Source organism: Streptomyces sp. So13.3 (genome assembly GCF_005860785.2).
Taxonomy (GTDB): domain Bacteria; phylum Actinomycetota; class Actinomycetes; order Streptomycetales; family Streptomycetaceae; genus Actinacidiphila; species Actinacidiphila fildesensis.
The window spans coordinates 4,251,752-4,265,954 of the sequence record NZ_CP048835.1 but is presented as its reverse complement, the minus strand read 5'-3'; the positions used below and the strand labels follow the sequence as shown (position 1 = coordinate 4,265,954).

At 70.6% G+C, this 14,203-nt stretch carries 11 protein-coding genes and 1 riboswitch; of the genes, 10 read left to right on the top strand and 1 reads right to left on the bottom strand.

Going from position 1 to position 14,203, the window contains the following annotated elements; genetic code table 11:
- Positions 1-67 precede the first annotated feature (67 nt).
- The 10 genes from C8250_RS19145 to C8250_RS19100 all read left to right on the top strand — a co-directional run bounded on the left by C8250_RS19145 (position 68) and on the right by C8250_RS19100 (position 11,259).
- Positions 68-769 carry an endonuclease V gene (locus C8250_RS19145; protein ID WP_138356093.1) on the top strand — a complete coding sequence of 234 codons (702 nt, stop codon included), beginning with the start codon at positions 68-70 and terminating at the stop codon, positions 767-769.
- Positions 762-2,075 carry a cytochrome P450 gene (locus tag C8250_RS19140; RefSeq protein WP_138356094.1) on the top strand — a complete coding sequence of 438 codons (1,314 nt, stop codon included), beginning with the start codon at positions 762-764 and terminating at the stop codon, positions 2,073-2,075. Before C8250_RS19145 ends, C8250_RS19140 begins: the two co-directional genes overlap by 8 nt.
- 209 nt (positions 2,076-2,284) lie before the next feature.
- Entirely contained in the window at positions 2,285-3,247 is a 963-nt protein-coding gene (locus C8250_RS19135; RefSeq protein WP_187144899.1) for a transglycosylase family protein, read from the top strand.
- Positions 3,248-3,507: 260 nt separating this feature from the next.
- Positions 3,508-3,680, top strand: a riboswitch (cyclic di-AMP (ydaO/yuaA leader).
- Positions 3,681-3,684: 4 nt separating this feature from the next.
- Entirely contained in the window at positions 3,685-4,383 is a 699-nt protein-coding gene (locus C8250_RS19130; RefSeq protein WP_138356095.1) for a transglycosylase family protein, read from the top strand.
- Between the two features lie 243 nt (positions 4,384-4,626).
- On the top strand, positions 4,627-5,910 hold the full coding sequence (eno, locus tag C8250_RS19125; RefSeq protein WP_138356096.1) for a phosphopyruvate hydratase: 1,284 nt from the start codon (positions 4,627-4,629) through the stop codon (positions 5,908-5,910).
- A gap of 115 nt (positions 5,911-6,025) precedes the next feature.
- A complete protein-coding gene (locus C8250_RS19120; protein WP_138356097.1) occupies positions 6,026-6,529 on the top strand; it encodes a septum formation initiator family protein in 504 nt (167 codons plus the stop codon).
- 44 nt (positions 6,530-6,573) lie between these two features.
- Complete coding sequence (locus C8250_RS19115) at positions 6,574-7,122, top strand: DUF501 domain-containing protein (RefSeq protein WP_138356098.1); 549 nt, start codon at positions 6,574-6,576, stop codon at positions 7,120-7,122.
- Positions 7,119-8,063, top strand: a complete 945-nt coding sequence (locus tag C8250_RS19110; protein ID WP_138356099.1) for a Ppx/GppA phosphatase family protein — start codon at positions 7,119-7,121, stop codon at positions 8,061-8,063. The genes C8250_RS19115 and C8250_RS19110 overlap by 4 nt, the downstream gene beginning before the upstream one ends.
- Before the next feature lie 309 nt (positions 8,064-8,372).
- The gene (locus C8250_RS19105; protein ID WP_138356100.1) at positions 8,373-9,782 is read left to right on the top strand and encodes an NAD(P)/FAD-dependent oxidoreductase; all 1,410 of its coding nucleotides are present in this window, start codon (positions 8,373-8,375) and stop codon (positions 9,780-9,782) included.
- A 166-nt stretch (positions 9,783-9,948) separates the two neighbouring features.
- Entirely contained in the window at positions 9,949-11,259 is a 1,311-nt protein-coding gene (locus C8250_RS19100; RefSeq protein WP_138356101.1) for a cyclopropane-fatty-acyl-phospholipid synthase family protein, read from the top strand.
- Between the two features lie 228 nt (positions 11,260-11,487).
- On the opposite strand, the gene C8250_RS19095 is transcribed toward C8250_RS19100, so the two are convergent.
- Positions 11,488-14,034: an FtsX-like permease family protein gene (locus C8250_RS19095; protein ID WP_138356102.1), complete on the bottom strand. Its 2,547-nt coding sequence runs from the start codon at positions 14,032-14,034 to the stop codon at positions 11,488-11,490.
- Positions 14,035-14,203 lie beyond the last annotated feature (169 nt).

Here is a 14,203-nt window from a genome sequence, read left to right as displayed (position 1 = left end):
CAGGCAGGGGATGTCCGGCGCGGAATCCGGGGCGACCGGGCTCCGGGCCGCAACGTAGCGTTCTGCCATGCAGATTGATGTGCCGCACGAGTGGCCCGCCGGTGAGGCGCAGGCGCTGGAGATCCAGGACCGGCTGCGGGCGCGGGCGGACCATCGCGGGCCAGGCCCGCGCGAGCCGCGCTTCGTCGCCGGGCTGGACGTCGCGTACGCGGGCGACGGGAACGGCACGGGCGACCGGGTGGCCGCGGCCGTCGTCGTACTGGACGCGCGGACGCTCGCGCCGGTGGAGCAGGCGACAGCCGTCGCCGAGACCTCGTTCCCTTATGTCCCGGGGCTGTTCGCGTTCCGCGAGCTGCCCGCCCTGGTCGAGGCGCTGCGCAAGCTGAGCACCGTCCCGGATCTGCTGGTCTGCGACGGTCACGGGCTGGCGCACCCCCGGCGGTTCGGCCTCGCCTGCCACCTCGGGGTGATCACCGGCATTCCGACCGCCGGGGTCGCGAAGACACCGTTCACCGGACGCCACGACCCGGCCGCGCTGGGCCCGGAACGCGGGGCGTTCGTACCGCTCGTCGACGACGGGGAGACCGTGGGCCGCGTGCTGCGCACCCAGCGGGGCGTCAAACCGGTCTATGTGTCGACAGGGCACCGCATCGACCTGGACACCGCGTGCCGGCACGTCCTCGCGCTGGCGCCGGAGTACCGGCTGCCGCAGACGACCCGGCTCGCCGATCGGCTCTGCCGGGACGCGCTAGCGTCAGGGGGTGCCTGACGAGACTGCCGCAACCCCCGCGCCCACCCCCGCCGCCCCTCCCGCCCCCACCCTCTTCACCTGGGAGTTCGCCGCCGATCCGTACCCGGCGTACGCCTGGCTGCGCGAGCACTCGCCGGTGCACAGGACCACGCTCCCCAGCGGCGTGGACGCCTGGCTGGTGACGCGGTACGCGGACGCGCGGCAGGCGCTGGCGGACGCGCGGCTCAGCAAGAACCGGGGTCATCACAGCGAGGGCGCCAACGCCAAGAACAAGGTGGGCATCCCCGGCGAGCGCGGCGCGGATCTGATGACGCACCTGCTGAACATCGATCCGCCGGACCACACCCGGCTGCGGCGGCTCGTCTCCAAGGCGTTCACCCCGCGCCGGATCGCGGAGTTCGCACCGCGGGTGCAGGAGCTGACCGACCGGCTCATCGACGGTCTGCAGGTGGACGAGGCGGGCGCGGTGAAGTCGGAGGCGGACCTCATCCACGAGTTCGCGTTCCCGCTCCCCATCTACACGATCTGCGATCTGCTGGGCGTCCCGCCCGAGGACCAGGACGACTTCCGGGACTGGGCGGGCATGATGATCCGCCACGGCGGCGGCCCGCGCGGCGGCGTCGCCCGGTCGGTGAAGAAGATGCGGGCGTATCTGCTGGAGCTGATCCACCGCAAGCGCGCGGACCCCGGCGACGATCTGATCTCCGGGCTCATCAAGGCGAGCGACCACGGTGAGCACCTGTCGGAGAACGAGGCCGCCGCGATGGCCTTCATCCTGCTCTTCGCCGGTTTCGAGACCACCGTCAACCTCATCGGCAACGGCGTCTACACGCTGCTGCGCCATCCCGAGCAACGCGCCCAGCTCCAGGCGTCCATCGCCCGTGGTGAGACGGACCTCCTGGAGACCGCGGTGGAGGAACTGCTGCGGTACGACGGGCCGGTCGAGCTGGCGACGTGGCGGTTCGCGACGCAGTCGCTGACGATCGGCGGGCAGCGGATCGGGGAGGGCGAGCCGGTGCTGGTGGTGCTGGCGGCGGCCGACCGCGACCCCGACCGGTTCGACGGACCCGACACGTTGGACCTGGCGCGCCGCGACAACCAGCACGTCGGCTACGGGCACGGCATCCACTACTGCCTGGGCGCCCCGCTGGCCCGCCTGGAGGCGCAGTCCGCGCTCGCGACGCTGCTGACCCGGCTCCCGGACCTGCGGCTGGCGGCCGAGCCGGACGATCTGCGGTGGCGCGGCGGCCTCATCATGCGCGGGCTGCGGACGCTGCCGGTGGGTTTCACCCCCGAAACCGGAATCCTCGAATCGACGTCCTGAGTCCAGCCTTTCACACCGTTAATCCCTGACGGGACGTCAAAAATGTCCCGTACAAGAGGTAAGGGCTGAAATCGACCGTGACCTCAACGTGATGCCCGCTACACCGACTTGTGATGCGATGGTCAACACCGCTACGTTCTGCGGTCATCGCAGGCTTCTCGAAGATGACGCAGGACCGTAGTCGATGTTTTTTGGAGAAGGGTGACCGCATGCTGAAGTCCGGGAACGGCAGACACCGCCGACCGCGCCAGGCCCCGACCGCCATCGTGGTGGTCGCGGCGACCGGAGCGGGGATCGCACTCCCGTTGCTCGGTGCAGGCGCCGCGCAGGCGGCCGATGCCACGGTCTGGGACAAGGTGGCGGTATGTGAGAGCGGCGGCATGTGGAGTGCCAACCCCGGCAACGGCTTCTACGGTGGTCTGTCCATCACCGAGGACACCTGGGAGCAGTACGGCGGCACGGTCTACGCCGAGCGCCCCGACCTGGCGAGCCGCTCGCAGCAGATAGCCGTGGCCGAGACGCTGCTCAAGGAACTCGGGCCGGACGCCTGGCCCGGTTGCTCGGGACCCGCGGGACTCGTGACCGGCGGAGCGCCGCCGAAGATCGACCCGGGCTCGATCCTGCCCCCGCTGGTCACCACGAAGCCGACGGCGCCCACCACGACGCCGACGACACCCGCGGCGCCCACGACGCCGACGACTCCTCCGGCGTCCACCACGCCGACGACTCCGTCGACGCCGACCGGCACTCCGACGACCGACCCGACGGCCGATCCTTCGGACGGCACCACGCCGGCCACCACGCCGACCGCCCCGAGCCCCTCCTCGGACCTGGCGGACACCACGCCGGGAGCCGCGGGCAAGAGCCCGGGCAAGCACGCGAAGCCCGGATCGCCGGACTCCTCCGACGGGCAGAGCACCGACCGCGCCTCGCGCGACGCCGACCGGTCCGCGGGTACCGCCGACGGTCTGAACGGTGATCAGAACACCGGTCAGGGCGACGTGGCGGCCAACGGCGACTACGTCGTCGTGCCGGGCGACAACCTCTGCGACATCGCCGCCGACCATCATCTGCAGGGTGGATGGAAGGCGCTTTATGGGGCAAATGACCAGATTGTTGGGGACAATCCCGACCTGATTCTCCCTGGGCAGCACCTGGACTTGAGCTTCTGAGACCGCTCAACACGATCCCGGCACCCCGGACCTTGTGACAAGGGTCTCCGTGGCGGCTGTGACGGCTCGCTCGCACTGCGCCGCTTTTCTCCCTTCCGACCTGCGGTTCTGTGGGTCCGCTCAGCCGGATGGGGGAGTTGCTGTACGACCCCGGGATGTTTGTCCTCGCCGGGATCGTGTGTTTAACGTCGTACTGCTCGCCACAGCGGGCCCCGCCGGTCAGGATCGCCGAGTCCTGCCGCCGACCGACGGGAACAGTCGACGCGAAAGCGCCGTAGGCAGGAGCGGGGGACCCAAGGTCTTCCGCCGGCCCGGCCCCGAACTCGTGGGGGACGGACCGGCTTGGGGTGAAGCAGCACGGCGAGAGCCGCGCAGCCGGGCAACTCACGCCCGAACCCGACAGCTGACCTCGTAGGCGTCGGTGAGGATGAACAACCATGGCTAAGCACCGTCGCCCGTCCAAGTTCACCCGAATTGCCGCGATTGCCGGTGTCACCACCGCCGCGATCGCCGTTCCGCTGCTGGGTGCCACCGGCGCCTCCGCCGCTTCGGTCGCCACCTGGGACGCTGTCGCCCAGTGCGAGTCCGGCGGCAACTGGTCGATCAACACCGGTAACGGCTACTACGGCGGCCTGCAGTTCTCGCAGTCCAGCTGGGAAGCCGCCGGCGGCACCGCGTACGCCGCCCGTGCCGACCTCGCCACCAAGGACCAGCAGATCGCGGTAGCCGAGAAGCTGCTCGCCCTGCAGGGCCCGGGTGCCTGGGCCTGCGCCGGCGCCGGCAACCTGACCGCCGGTGGCCCGGCCGCCGACGTGAACACCGGTTCCTCGACGAAGAGCACCCCGTCGAAGAGCACCACCTCGCGCGACACCTCGGACACCGCCAGCCGCGGCAAGTCCGAGAACCGCGCCCCGGTCAAGAAGACCAAGCCCGCCGCCAAGCCGGCCGAGACCAAGAAGGCCGCCCCGGTCCAGCAGGGCAACGGCGAGTACAAGGTCGTCACCGGCGACAGCCTTTCCGGGATCGCCCAGGCGCACCACGTCGCCGGCGGCTGGGAGAAGCTGTTCGAGCTGAACAAGAGCATCGTCAGCGACGCCGACCTGATCTACCCGGGCCAGCAGCTGCACCTCAGCTGAGACCGATAGCCCTACCCCAAGACTCCCCGGCCAGGCACGCACTCCCCCCGAGCGTGCCGGGCCGGGGTTTTGGCGTCGGCCACCACGGCGTAAGGCGCCGTTGGTCACCTGTTGTCAGCCTTTGGGCCCTTTTTCGTCTCATGAGTCGGCCGATCGACTGGTCTACCCTCCCCGGGCGGTTAGGCTCGTGCCGCAAGAGCAGAGAGACACGCATCAGCTGTACACAGCCTGAAGGAGACACTCGTGCCGTCCATCGACGTCGTCGTAGCCCGGGAAATCCTCGACTCACGAGGCAACCCCACCGTCGAGGTCGAGGTCGGCCTCGACGACGGCAGCACCGGCCGTGCGGCCGTGCCGTCCGGTGCCTCGACCGGAGCCTTCGAGGCCCTGGAGCTTCGCGACGGTGACAAGAGCCGCTACATGGGCAAGGGCGTCGAGAAGGCCGTTCTCGCCGTCATCGAGCAGATCGGCCCGGAGCTGGTCGGCTACGACGCCACCGAGCAGCGGCTGATCGACCAGGCGATGTTCGACCTGGACGCCACCCCGGACAAGTCCTCGCTCGGCGCCAACGCCATCCTCGGCGTCTCGCTCGCCGTCGCGCACGCCGCCTCCGAGGCGTCCGACCTGCCGCTCTTCCGCTACCTCGGCGGCCCGAACGCGCACGTGCTGCCGGTCCCGATGATGAACATCCTGAACGGCGGGTCGCACGCCGACTCGAACGTGGACATCCAGGAGTTCATGATCGCGCCGATCGGTGCCGAGTCCTTCTCCGAGGCCCTGCGCTGGGGCGCCGAGGTCTACCACACGCTGAAGGGCGTGCTGAAGGAGCGCGGGCTGTCCACCGGCCTGGGCGACGAGGGCGGCTTCGCGCCGAACCTCGACTCCAACCGCGAGGCGCTCGACCTCATCGTCGAGGCCATCAAGAAGGCCGGCTACCAGCCGGGCCAGGACATCGCGCTCGCGCTCGACGTCGCCGCCTCCGAGTTCCACAACGAGGACGGTTCGTACGACTTCGAGGGCAAGAAGATCTCCGCCGGCGAGCTCTCGGACTACTACGCCGAGCTGGTCGCCGCGTACCCGCTGGTCTCCATCGAGGACCCGCTGAACGAGGAGGACTGGGAGGGCTGGAAGGCTCTCACCGCCAAGCTCGGCGACAAGGTCCAGATCGTCGGCGACGACCTCTTCGTCACCAACCCGGAGCGCCTGCAGCGCGGTATCGACGAGGGCTCGGCCAACGCGCTGCTCGTCAAGGTCAACCAGATCGGGTCGCTCACCGAGACCCTCGACGCGGTCGAGCTGGCCCAGCGCAACGGCTTCAAGTGCATGATGTCGCACCGCTCCGGTGAGACCGAGGACGTCACCATCGCCGACCTCGCCGTCGCCACCAACTGCGGTCAGATCAAGACCGGCGCCCCGGCCCGCTCCGAGCGCGTCGCCAAGTACAACCAGCTCCTGCGCATCGAGGAGATCCTGGACGACGCGGCGGTCTACGCCGGCCGTTCCGCGTTCCCCCGCTTCAAGGGCTGACCCGGCCGGTCCGACGGCTGATCGGCGGCACCGCCCGCACGTCTGACCTACGTCCCCGCGCCCGGTCCCGTACCGTGGCCGGGGACGTAGGTACGTGCGGACGAGGGGAGACGGCGTGGGGGCGGATCGGTTCTCCACCGCGGCGCGGCTGAAGGCGATCGGCCAGGAGGCGCAGGCCCGCGTCTACCGCGCGGCGACCAGGCGCCCCGCCCCCCGGCGCAGCAAGCTCACCGGGCGGGCCGCGCTGCTGGCGCTCGTGCTCTGTGCGCTGATCGTCGCTCTCGCCTATCCGATGCGGCAGTACATCGCCCAGCGCTCGGACATCGCCGACCAGCGCAAGGAGGCCCAGCAGGCCAAGCAGCGCGTCGAGCAGCTGCGCGAGGAGAAGGCCCGCTGGCAGGACAACGAGTACGTGAAGACCCAGGCCCGCAAGCGGCTGCACTTCATGCTGCCCGGTGAGACCGGCTATACGGTGGTGAGCCCGACCCCGAGCGGCGCCCCCGACAGCGACCCCGCCGGCCGCCGGTCCTCGGACGAGGCCGCCGCGCACCGCCCCTGGTACGACAATTTCTGGGACAGCGTCGACCACGCCGACGCCGCCGGGACCCCCCGGCGGTAGCCGGGCACCGCCCGCCGCTGACCTTCCACGATCGAGAACGGCTCATGACAGATCACCCCGCGCCCACCCCCCGCACCACGCCGACCGAGGCCGACATCGCCGCGTTCAAGGAGCAGCTGGGCCGCCCGCCGCGCGGCCTGCGGGCCATCGCCCACCGCTGCCCGTGCGGACAGCCGGACGTGGTCGAGACCCAGCCGCGGCTGGAGGACGGTACGCCGTTCCCGACGCTGTACTACCTGACGTGCCCGCGCGCCGCGTCCGCCATCGGGACCCTGGAGGCCGACGGCGTCATGAAGGAGATGACGGCCCGGCTCGCCGAGGACCCGGAGCTGGCCGCCGCGTACCGGGCCGCGCACGACGACTACATCACCCGCCGGGACGCCATCGAGGTGCTGGAGGGCTTCCCGAGCGCGGGCGGCATGCCCGACCGGGTGAAGTGCCTGCACGTCCTGGTCGGTCACTCGCTCGCCGCCGGCCCCGGGGTCAACCCGCTGGGCGACGAGGCCATCGCGATGCTGCCCGACTGGTGGCGCAAGGGCCCCTGTGTCAGCGGCGGCTGCGCCACCGCGACCACCGACGAGGTGCAGAAGTGACACGCGTTGCGGCCATCGACTGCGGTACCAACTCCATCCGGCTGCTCGTCGCCGACGCCGACCCGGTCACGGGTGAGATCGAGGACCTCGACCGGCGGATGACGATCGTCCGGCTCGGGCAGGGCGTGGACCGCACCGGACGGCTGGCGCCCGAGGCGCTGGAGCGGACCTTCGCGGCCTGCCGTGAGTACGCCGCCGTCATCAAGGAACTCGGGGCGGAGCGGCTGCGCTTCGTGGCGACGTCCGCCTCGCGCGACGCCGAGAACCGCGCGGACTTCGTCCGCGGTGTGGTGGACATCCTGGGCGTCGAGCCCGAGGTGATCAGCGGTGACCAGGAGGCCGAGTTCTCCTTCACCGGCGCCACCAAGGAGCTGACGGGTCACGACGGCCACGCGAAGCCCTACCTCGTGGTCGACATCGGCGGCGGCTCGACCGAGTTCGTGGTCGGCGACGACAGCGTGCTCGCGGCCCGCTCGGTCGACATCGGCTGTGTGCGGATGACCGAACGGCACCTGACCGCCGACGACGGCACGATCATCGACCCGCCGACGCTCGGCCGGATCACCGCCATCAAGGCCGACATCAACGCCGCGCTCGACGAGGCGGCCGCCTCCGTCCCGCTGGAGCAGGCCCGCACCCTCGTCGGACTGGCCGGCTCCGTCACCACGGTCGCGGCCGTCGCGCTGGGTCTGACGGAGTACGACTCGTCCGCGATCCACCATTCACGGATCTCCCTGGAGCAGGTCAGGGAGATCACCGGACAGCTCCTCGCGGCCACCCACGCGGAGCGCGCGGCCATCCCCGTGATGCACCCGGGACGGGTCGACGTGATCGGCGCGGGAGCGCTCGTGCTGCTCCAGATCATGGAGCGGATCGGGGCCCAGGAGGTCGTCGTGAGCGAGCACGACATCCTCGACGGCATCGCCTGGAGCATCGCGTAGCACGAAGTTTGTGAAACTCTTCACATGAAGTTCCGGTCCTACGGCCCAGTTTTCCAAGGCCGGGGGGCCCGGGACCCCTCGGAACCCTTGTGGCGCGGTGTTTCCGCGGTGTTACAGCCCCTTGGACACATGCCCAAAGGGCGCCGATCTTCGCTGATCAGATGGTGCGCTCAACGGCCCGTCCGGGTCTCAGGTTCCCTCTAGGGGCTGTGGGCCTGGTCACGCGGCCGGGCAGTGTAGCAGAGGGTGTCCAGGACCTTGTGAAGGGGCTCACGAGCACCCCCCCATCAGGTGCTGGATACTCGAACCATGAGCACTTCGGAGCGTCCACGGATCCTCGTAGTAGGCGGCGGATACGTCGGCCTGTACGCGGCGCGCCGCATCATGAAGAAGATGCGGTACGGCGAGGCGACGGTCACTGTCGTTGACCCGCGCTCGTACATGACGTACCAGCCCTTCCTTCCCGAAGCTGCCGCCGGCAGCATCTCCCCGCGCCATGTCGTCGTCCCGCTCCGACGCGTGCTGCCCGGTGCGGAGGTGCTCACCGGCCGCGTGATGAACATCGATCAGGACCGCAAGGTCGCGTCGATCCAGCCGCTCGTGGGTGAGACCTACGAGCTGCCCTTCGACTACCTGATCATCGCGCTCGGCGCGGTCTCCCGTACCTTCCCGATCCCCGGCCTGGCCGAGAACGGCATCGGTATGAAGGGCGTCGAGGAGGCCATCGGCCTGCGCAACCACGTCCTCGAGCAGCTCGACAAGGCCGACTCCACGACGGACGAGGACGTCCGCCGCAAGGCGCTGACCTTCGTCTTCGTCGGCGGTGGCTTCGCCGGCGCGGAGACCATAGGCGAGGTCGAGGACATGGCCCGCGACGCCGCCAAGTACTACCCGAACGTCAAGCGCGAGGACATGCGCTTCATCCTCGTCGACGCCGCCGACAAGATCCTCCCCGAGGTCGGCCCGCAGCTCGGCGAGTGGGGCCTTGAGCACCTGCGCGAGCGCGGTATCGAGGTCTACCTCAGCACGTCGATGAAGTCCTGTGTCGACAAGCACGTGGTGCTCGCCAACGGTCTGGAGGTCGACGCCTCCACGATCGTGTGGACCGCGGGCGTCAAGCCGAACCCGGCGCTCGCCCGCTTCGGTCTCCCGCTCGGCCCGCGCGGCCACGTGGACACCTCGGAGAAGCTCCAGGTGCAGGGCACCGACTACATCTGGGCCGCGGGCGACAACGCCCAGGTCCCGGACATCGCCGCCCGCAAGGCCGGCGTCGAGAACGCCTGGTGCCCGCCGAACGCCCAGCACGCGCTGCGCCAGGCCAAGGTCCTCGGCGACAACGTGGTCTCGGGGATGCGCGGCTTCCCGCAGCAGACCTACGCCCACGCCAACAAGGGCGCGGTCGCCGGTCTCGGTCTGCACAAGGGCGTGGCGATGATCGTGGTCGGCAAGACCAAGATCAAGCTCAAGGGCCGGCTGGCCTGGTACATGCACCGTGGCTACCACGGCATGGCCGTCCCGACCTGGAACCGCAAGATCCGGGTCTTCGCCGACTGGACGCTCGCGATGTTCCTCAAGCGCGAGGTCGTCTCGCTCGGCGCCATGGAGAACCCCCGCGAGGAGTTCTACGAGGCGGCCCGTCCGGCCCCGGCCCCCGCGAAGGCGGCCGTCCCGGCGAACGCGGCCACCGCCGAGGCAGCCGAGAAGGCCAAGGCTTCCTGACGACGAGTCACACCGGTCCGGCAGGTCCGGTCGCACGAACGTAAGGCCGAAGGGGCGTCCGCCATCCGTGGTGCGGGCGCCCCTTCGGCGTACCCCCCGGGGACGCCCGGGTGGTTGGGCCGGAAAATCACTCGCGTCGACGGCCGTCCGTCGTACGCTCGTACGCATGGCAGATGCGGCCCGTCGCATGCGCGACCTTGCTGAAAAAGCCCTACGAGAACCGTTCCCGCTGCGCATCCGCGCCTGGGACGGAAGCGAGGCCGGACCCCCGGACGCCCCCATGCTCGTCATGCGGCGGCGCCGGGCGCTGCGCCGGCTGCTGTGGAAGCCCGGTGAGCTGGGACTGGCCCGCGCCTGGGTCGCCGGCGACCTGGACATCGAAGGCGATCTGTACGAGGCGCTGGACCTGATCGCCGGCATCGTCTGGGACACCGACGAGGACGGCGCACCGCACCCCGGCGGTTTCCGCCGCGCGGTGGACCTGTTGCGCAACCCGCACACCTATCGGTTGGCCCGCGAGGCCCTCGTGCTCGCCGGGCCGGGGCTGCCACCGTCGCCGCCGCCCGAGGAGGCCCGCCGCCGGTTCGGCCCGCTGCACAGCCCGGGCCGCGACAAGCAGGCCATCAGTCACCACTACGACGTCGGCAACGACTTCTACGAGCGTGTCCTCGGCCCGTCGATGGTCTACTCCTGCGCCTACTGGGAGCACCCCGAGACCACCCTCGAAGAGGCCCAGTACGCCAAACTCGACCTGGTCTGCCGCAAGTTGGCGCTCCGGCCCGACCAGACGCTGCTGGACGTCGGCTGCGGCTGGGGCTCGATGGTGCTGCATGCCGCCGAGCACTACGGGGTGCGCGCCGTCGGCATCACGCTCTCCACCGAGCAGGCCGCGTACGCCCGCAAGCGCGTCGCGGAGGCCGGGCTCACCGATCGCATCGACATCCGTGTCCAGGACTACCGGGCGGTCGCGGACGGCCCGTACGACGCGATCTCGTCGATCGGCATGGCGGAGCACGTCGGCCGCGACCTGTACCGCGAGTACGCCGCCCACCTCTACGGCCTGCTGCGGCCGGGCGGCCGGCTGCTCAACCACCAGATCGCCCGCCGCCCCTGGGCGGACGAGGAGGCGTACCACGTCGACGAGTTCATCGACCGGTACGTCTTCCCGGACGGCGAGCTCGCGCCGGTCGGCTCGACCGTCTCCCGGCTGGAGGAGGCCGGATTCGAGGTGCGGGACGTCGAGGCGCTGCGGGAGCACTACGCGCTGACGCTGCGGGCCTGGGTGCGCAATCTGGAGGACCACTGGCAGGAGGCGGTGCGGCTCACCGGTGCCGGACGGGCGCGGGTGTGGCGGCTGTACATGGCCGCCAGCGCGCTGTCCTTCGAGCAGAACCGTATCGGCGTCAACCAGGTCCTGGCCGTCAGGACCAGGCCCTCCGGGGCGGCGGGCATGCCGCCGGCCCGGCCGTGGCCCTAGGTCGTGTCGTCAAATTCCCTCCCCCCAGCTACCGCTGGGAGGTGCCCCCACCGCATGGACTCCCTCCTCCGCCTTGCGATCGCACGCACCAAGCCCCGCCGGCCCCGCCCTCCGGGCGGACGACGCTCATTGGACGACATTCCCAGCAGCCAGCCGAAGGCCTGAACAGCGCCGTGGGCTCTCCCGGACGGATCCGGGAGAGCCCACGGCGGCGATGCACGGAGCCCGCTACTCCGCCTTGATGGCGCTGAGCATGTTGAGCCGGGCCGCGCGCCGGGCCGGCCACAGCGCGGCCAGCACCCCGACCACGGCGGCGCCGCCGAGGAAGATCGCGATCCGGTCCCACGGCAGGACCATCGTGTAGGTGTCCATGCCGCCGGCGATCAGCCGGCCCGCGGCCCAGCCGAGGAAGACCCCGAGCCCGATCCCGAGCACCGCGCCGAACAGCGAGATCAGCAGCGACTCGAACCGGACCATCCGCTTGACGTCCCGGCGGTCGAGGCCGATCGCCCGCAGCATGCCGATCTCGTGGGAGCGTTCGAAGACCGACATGGCCAGGGTGTTGATGACACCGAGGACCGCGACGATCACGGCCATCGCGAGCAGCCCGTAGAGCATGTTCAGCATCATGCTGATCATGCCGCCGGCCTCGTTGGAGATATCGGCCTTGTCCTGCACCTTGATCGCCGGGTTGTCGCCCAGCGCCTTCTCGATGGCGTCCTTGGTGGCGGCGCTCGCGCCGTCGGCGGTCTTCACCATGACCTGCGTGTCGGAGATCTTCGACAGGTGCGGGTCGAGGGTCGCGGTGTCGACGAGGACGCCGTTGAGGATGTTGTTGCCCTGGTAGATGCCGCCGACCGTCAGCGTGCCCCTGGCCTTGTCGTCATAGACGGTCGGCAGGGCGTCGCCGACCTTCCAGCCGCCGTCCTTCGCGGTCTTGTCGTCCACGACGACGGTCGTGCCGCCGAGCCCGCCGATCGAGCCGCTGGTGAAGTCGAGGTTGACGAGCTGTGCGATGGAGCGGGTGTTGACGCCGGTCACCGGGTGGTCGCCGCCGCCGAGCTCGATCCAGGCCTCCCGCATCGGGCTGGACGCGGTCACGTCGCCGAGCCCGCTCAGCGTCTTCGCCACCTCGGGGGAGAGGCCGTTGACGCGGTTGACCATGCTGATCGTGTAGTCGGCCTTGATGGAGTCCGCGGCGATCCTGTCGATGCCCTTCTGGACCGAGGTCGCGATCACCGTGAGACCGGTGATCAGCGTCAGGCCGATCATCAGCGCCGACGCGGTGGCGGCGGTACGCCGCGGGTTGCGCACCGAGTTCTGCCGGGCGAGCTTGCCGGTGACGCCGAACGGGCGCAGCAGCGGTCCCGCCGCGGCGATGACCGGACGCGACAGCAGCGGCGTCAGCACGAACACCCCGATCAGCAGCAGCCCGCCGCCGGCGCCCAGCGGCAGCTTGCCGCTGTCCATGCCCATGCCCACGCCGGCCAGCACCAGGGCGATGCCCGCACCGGTCAGCAGTGCGCCGAGGGTGTTGCGCAGCACCAGGCTCCTGGTGGTGGCCGGGGCGTGCACGCTGCTCATCGCGGCGACCGGCGCGATCCTGGACGCCCGGCGGGCGGGCAGCCAGGCGGCGAGCATGGTGACGGCGACACCGACGACCAGCGACGCCATGATCGTGCCGGGAGCGACGACCAGCGGTCCGTCCGGCATCGTCGCGCCGGTCGTGCCGAGCAGTGACCGCATGCCGACCGCGATCCCTATGCCCGTCACGAGGCCGACGACGGCGGCGGTCAGGCCGACCACGAACGCCTCGATCAGCACCGAGCGCGTCACCTGGCGGCGGCTCGCGCCGACCGCCCGCATCAGCGCCAGCTCCTTGGTGCGCTGGGCGACCAGCATGGTGAAGGTGTTGGCGATGATGAAGATGCCGACGAACAGCGCGATACCGGCGAAGACCAGCAGCCCGGTGTTCAGACCGCTCATCGCCTGGGAGATCTGCGCGGCCTCCTCGTCCGCCAGCTTCTGTCCGGTGACGATCTCGGTGCCCTCGGGCAGTGCCTTCTCGGCCTCGGCCTTGAGCACGGCCTGGCTGGTGCCGGGCGCCGCCCGGACGTCGATCTCGTCGTACTGGCCGGGCTTGGCGAAGAGCTTCTGCGCGGTGGCGGTGTCGAAGAGGACGAGGCTGCCGCCCGCCGCGACGTTGCCGTCGTCGGTGTCGAAGACGCCGGTGACGGTCTGGTGCATGACCGGCCCGTTGACGGACATCCGTACGGTGTCGCCGACCTGGAGGTCCGCGCGGTCGGCGGTCTTGCTGTCGACCGCGACCTCTTCCGGCTTCTGCGGGGCGCGGCCGTCCGTCAGCGCGTAACGGGAGTCGGTGCCGTCCTTGCCGGCCGAGTAGTTCCCGCCCCGCGTGGACCAGCCGTTGCCGATCAGCTTGCCGTCCTTGTCGGCGACGGCGGTGAACCCGGAGACGCTGCCGGTGGCCGAGGCCGCGCCGGGCAGTGCCCGCACGGTGTCCAGCTGACGCTGGGTCAGCTGCGGCCGCTCGTCCTGGCCGGCCGTGCCCGTGGACCGGGCCGCGAAGCCGGGCTTCACGGCGATGGAGACGTTCTCGTAGCTCTTGGCGGAGCTCTTCTTGAAGGCGTCGCCGATGGTGTCGGTGAAGACCAGGGTGCCGGAGACGAAGGCGACGCCGAGCATGACGGCGAGCACGGTCATCAGCAGCCTGGCCTTGTGCGCGAGGACGTTGCGCAAGGCGGTGCGGAACATGGGGATCAGTCCTGGTTCGTTCGGTCGGGCGGCGGTGCGGCGGGCGTGCGTGAGGGGCACGACGGCAGCGCGGAGGCACGGCGGAGCGGCACCACGGCAGGGCTGCGGCGCGGGCGGCCACTGAGGGGCTGGGGGAACCGGAGGCCGGAGTCGGGGGCGTGTTGGGGTG

What these genes read in the sequence shown, in the direction of transcription:
- C8250_RS19145 (WP_138356093.1), top strand. Translation starts at nt 68, where the DNA reads ATGCAGATTGATGTGCCGCACGAGTGGCCCGCCGGTGAGGCGCAGGCG.
- C8250_RS19135 (WP_187144899.1), top strand. Translation starts at nt 2,285, where the DNA reads ATGCTGAAGTCCGGGAACGGCAGACACCGCCGACCGCGCCAGGCCCCG.
- C8250_RS19130 (WP_138356095.1), top strand. Translation starts at nt 3,685, where the DNA reads ATGGCTAAGCACCGTCGCCCGTCCAAGTTCACCCGAATTGCCGCGATT.
- C8250_RS19115 (WP_138356098.1), top strand. Translation starts at nt 6,574, where the DNA reads ATGACAGATCACCCCGCGCCCACCCCCCGCACCACGCCGACCGAGGCC.
- C8250_RS19105 (WP_138356100.1), top strand. Translation starts at nt 8,373, where the DNA reads ATGAGCACTTCGGAGCGTCCACGGATCCTCGTAGTAGGCGGCGGATAC.
- C8250_RS19100 (WP_138356101.1), top strand. Translation starts at nt 9,949, where the DNA reads ATGGCAGATGCGGCCCGTCGCATGCGCGACCTTGCTGAAAAAGCCCTA.
- C8250_RS19095 (WP_138356102.1), bottom strand. Translation starts at nt 14,034, where the DNA reads ATGTTCCGCACCGCCTTGCGCAACGTCCTCGCGCACAAGGCCAGGCTG.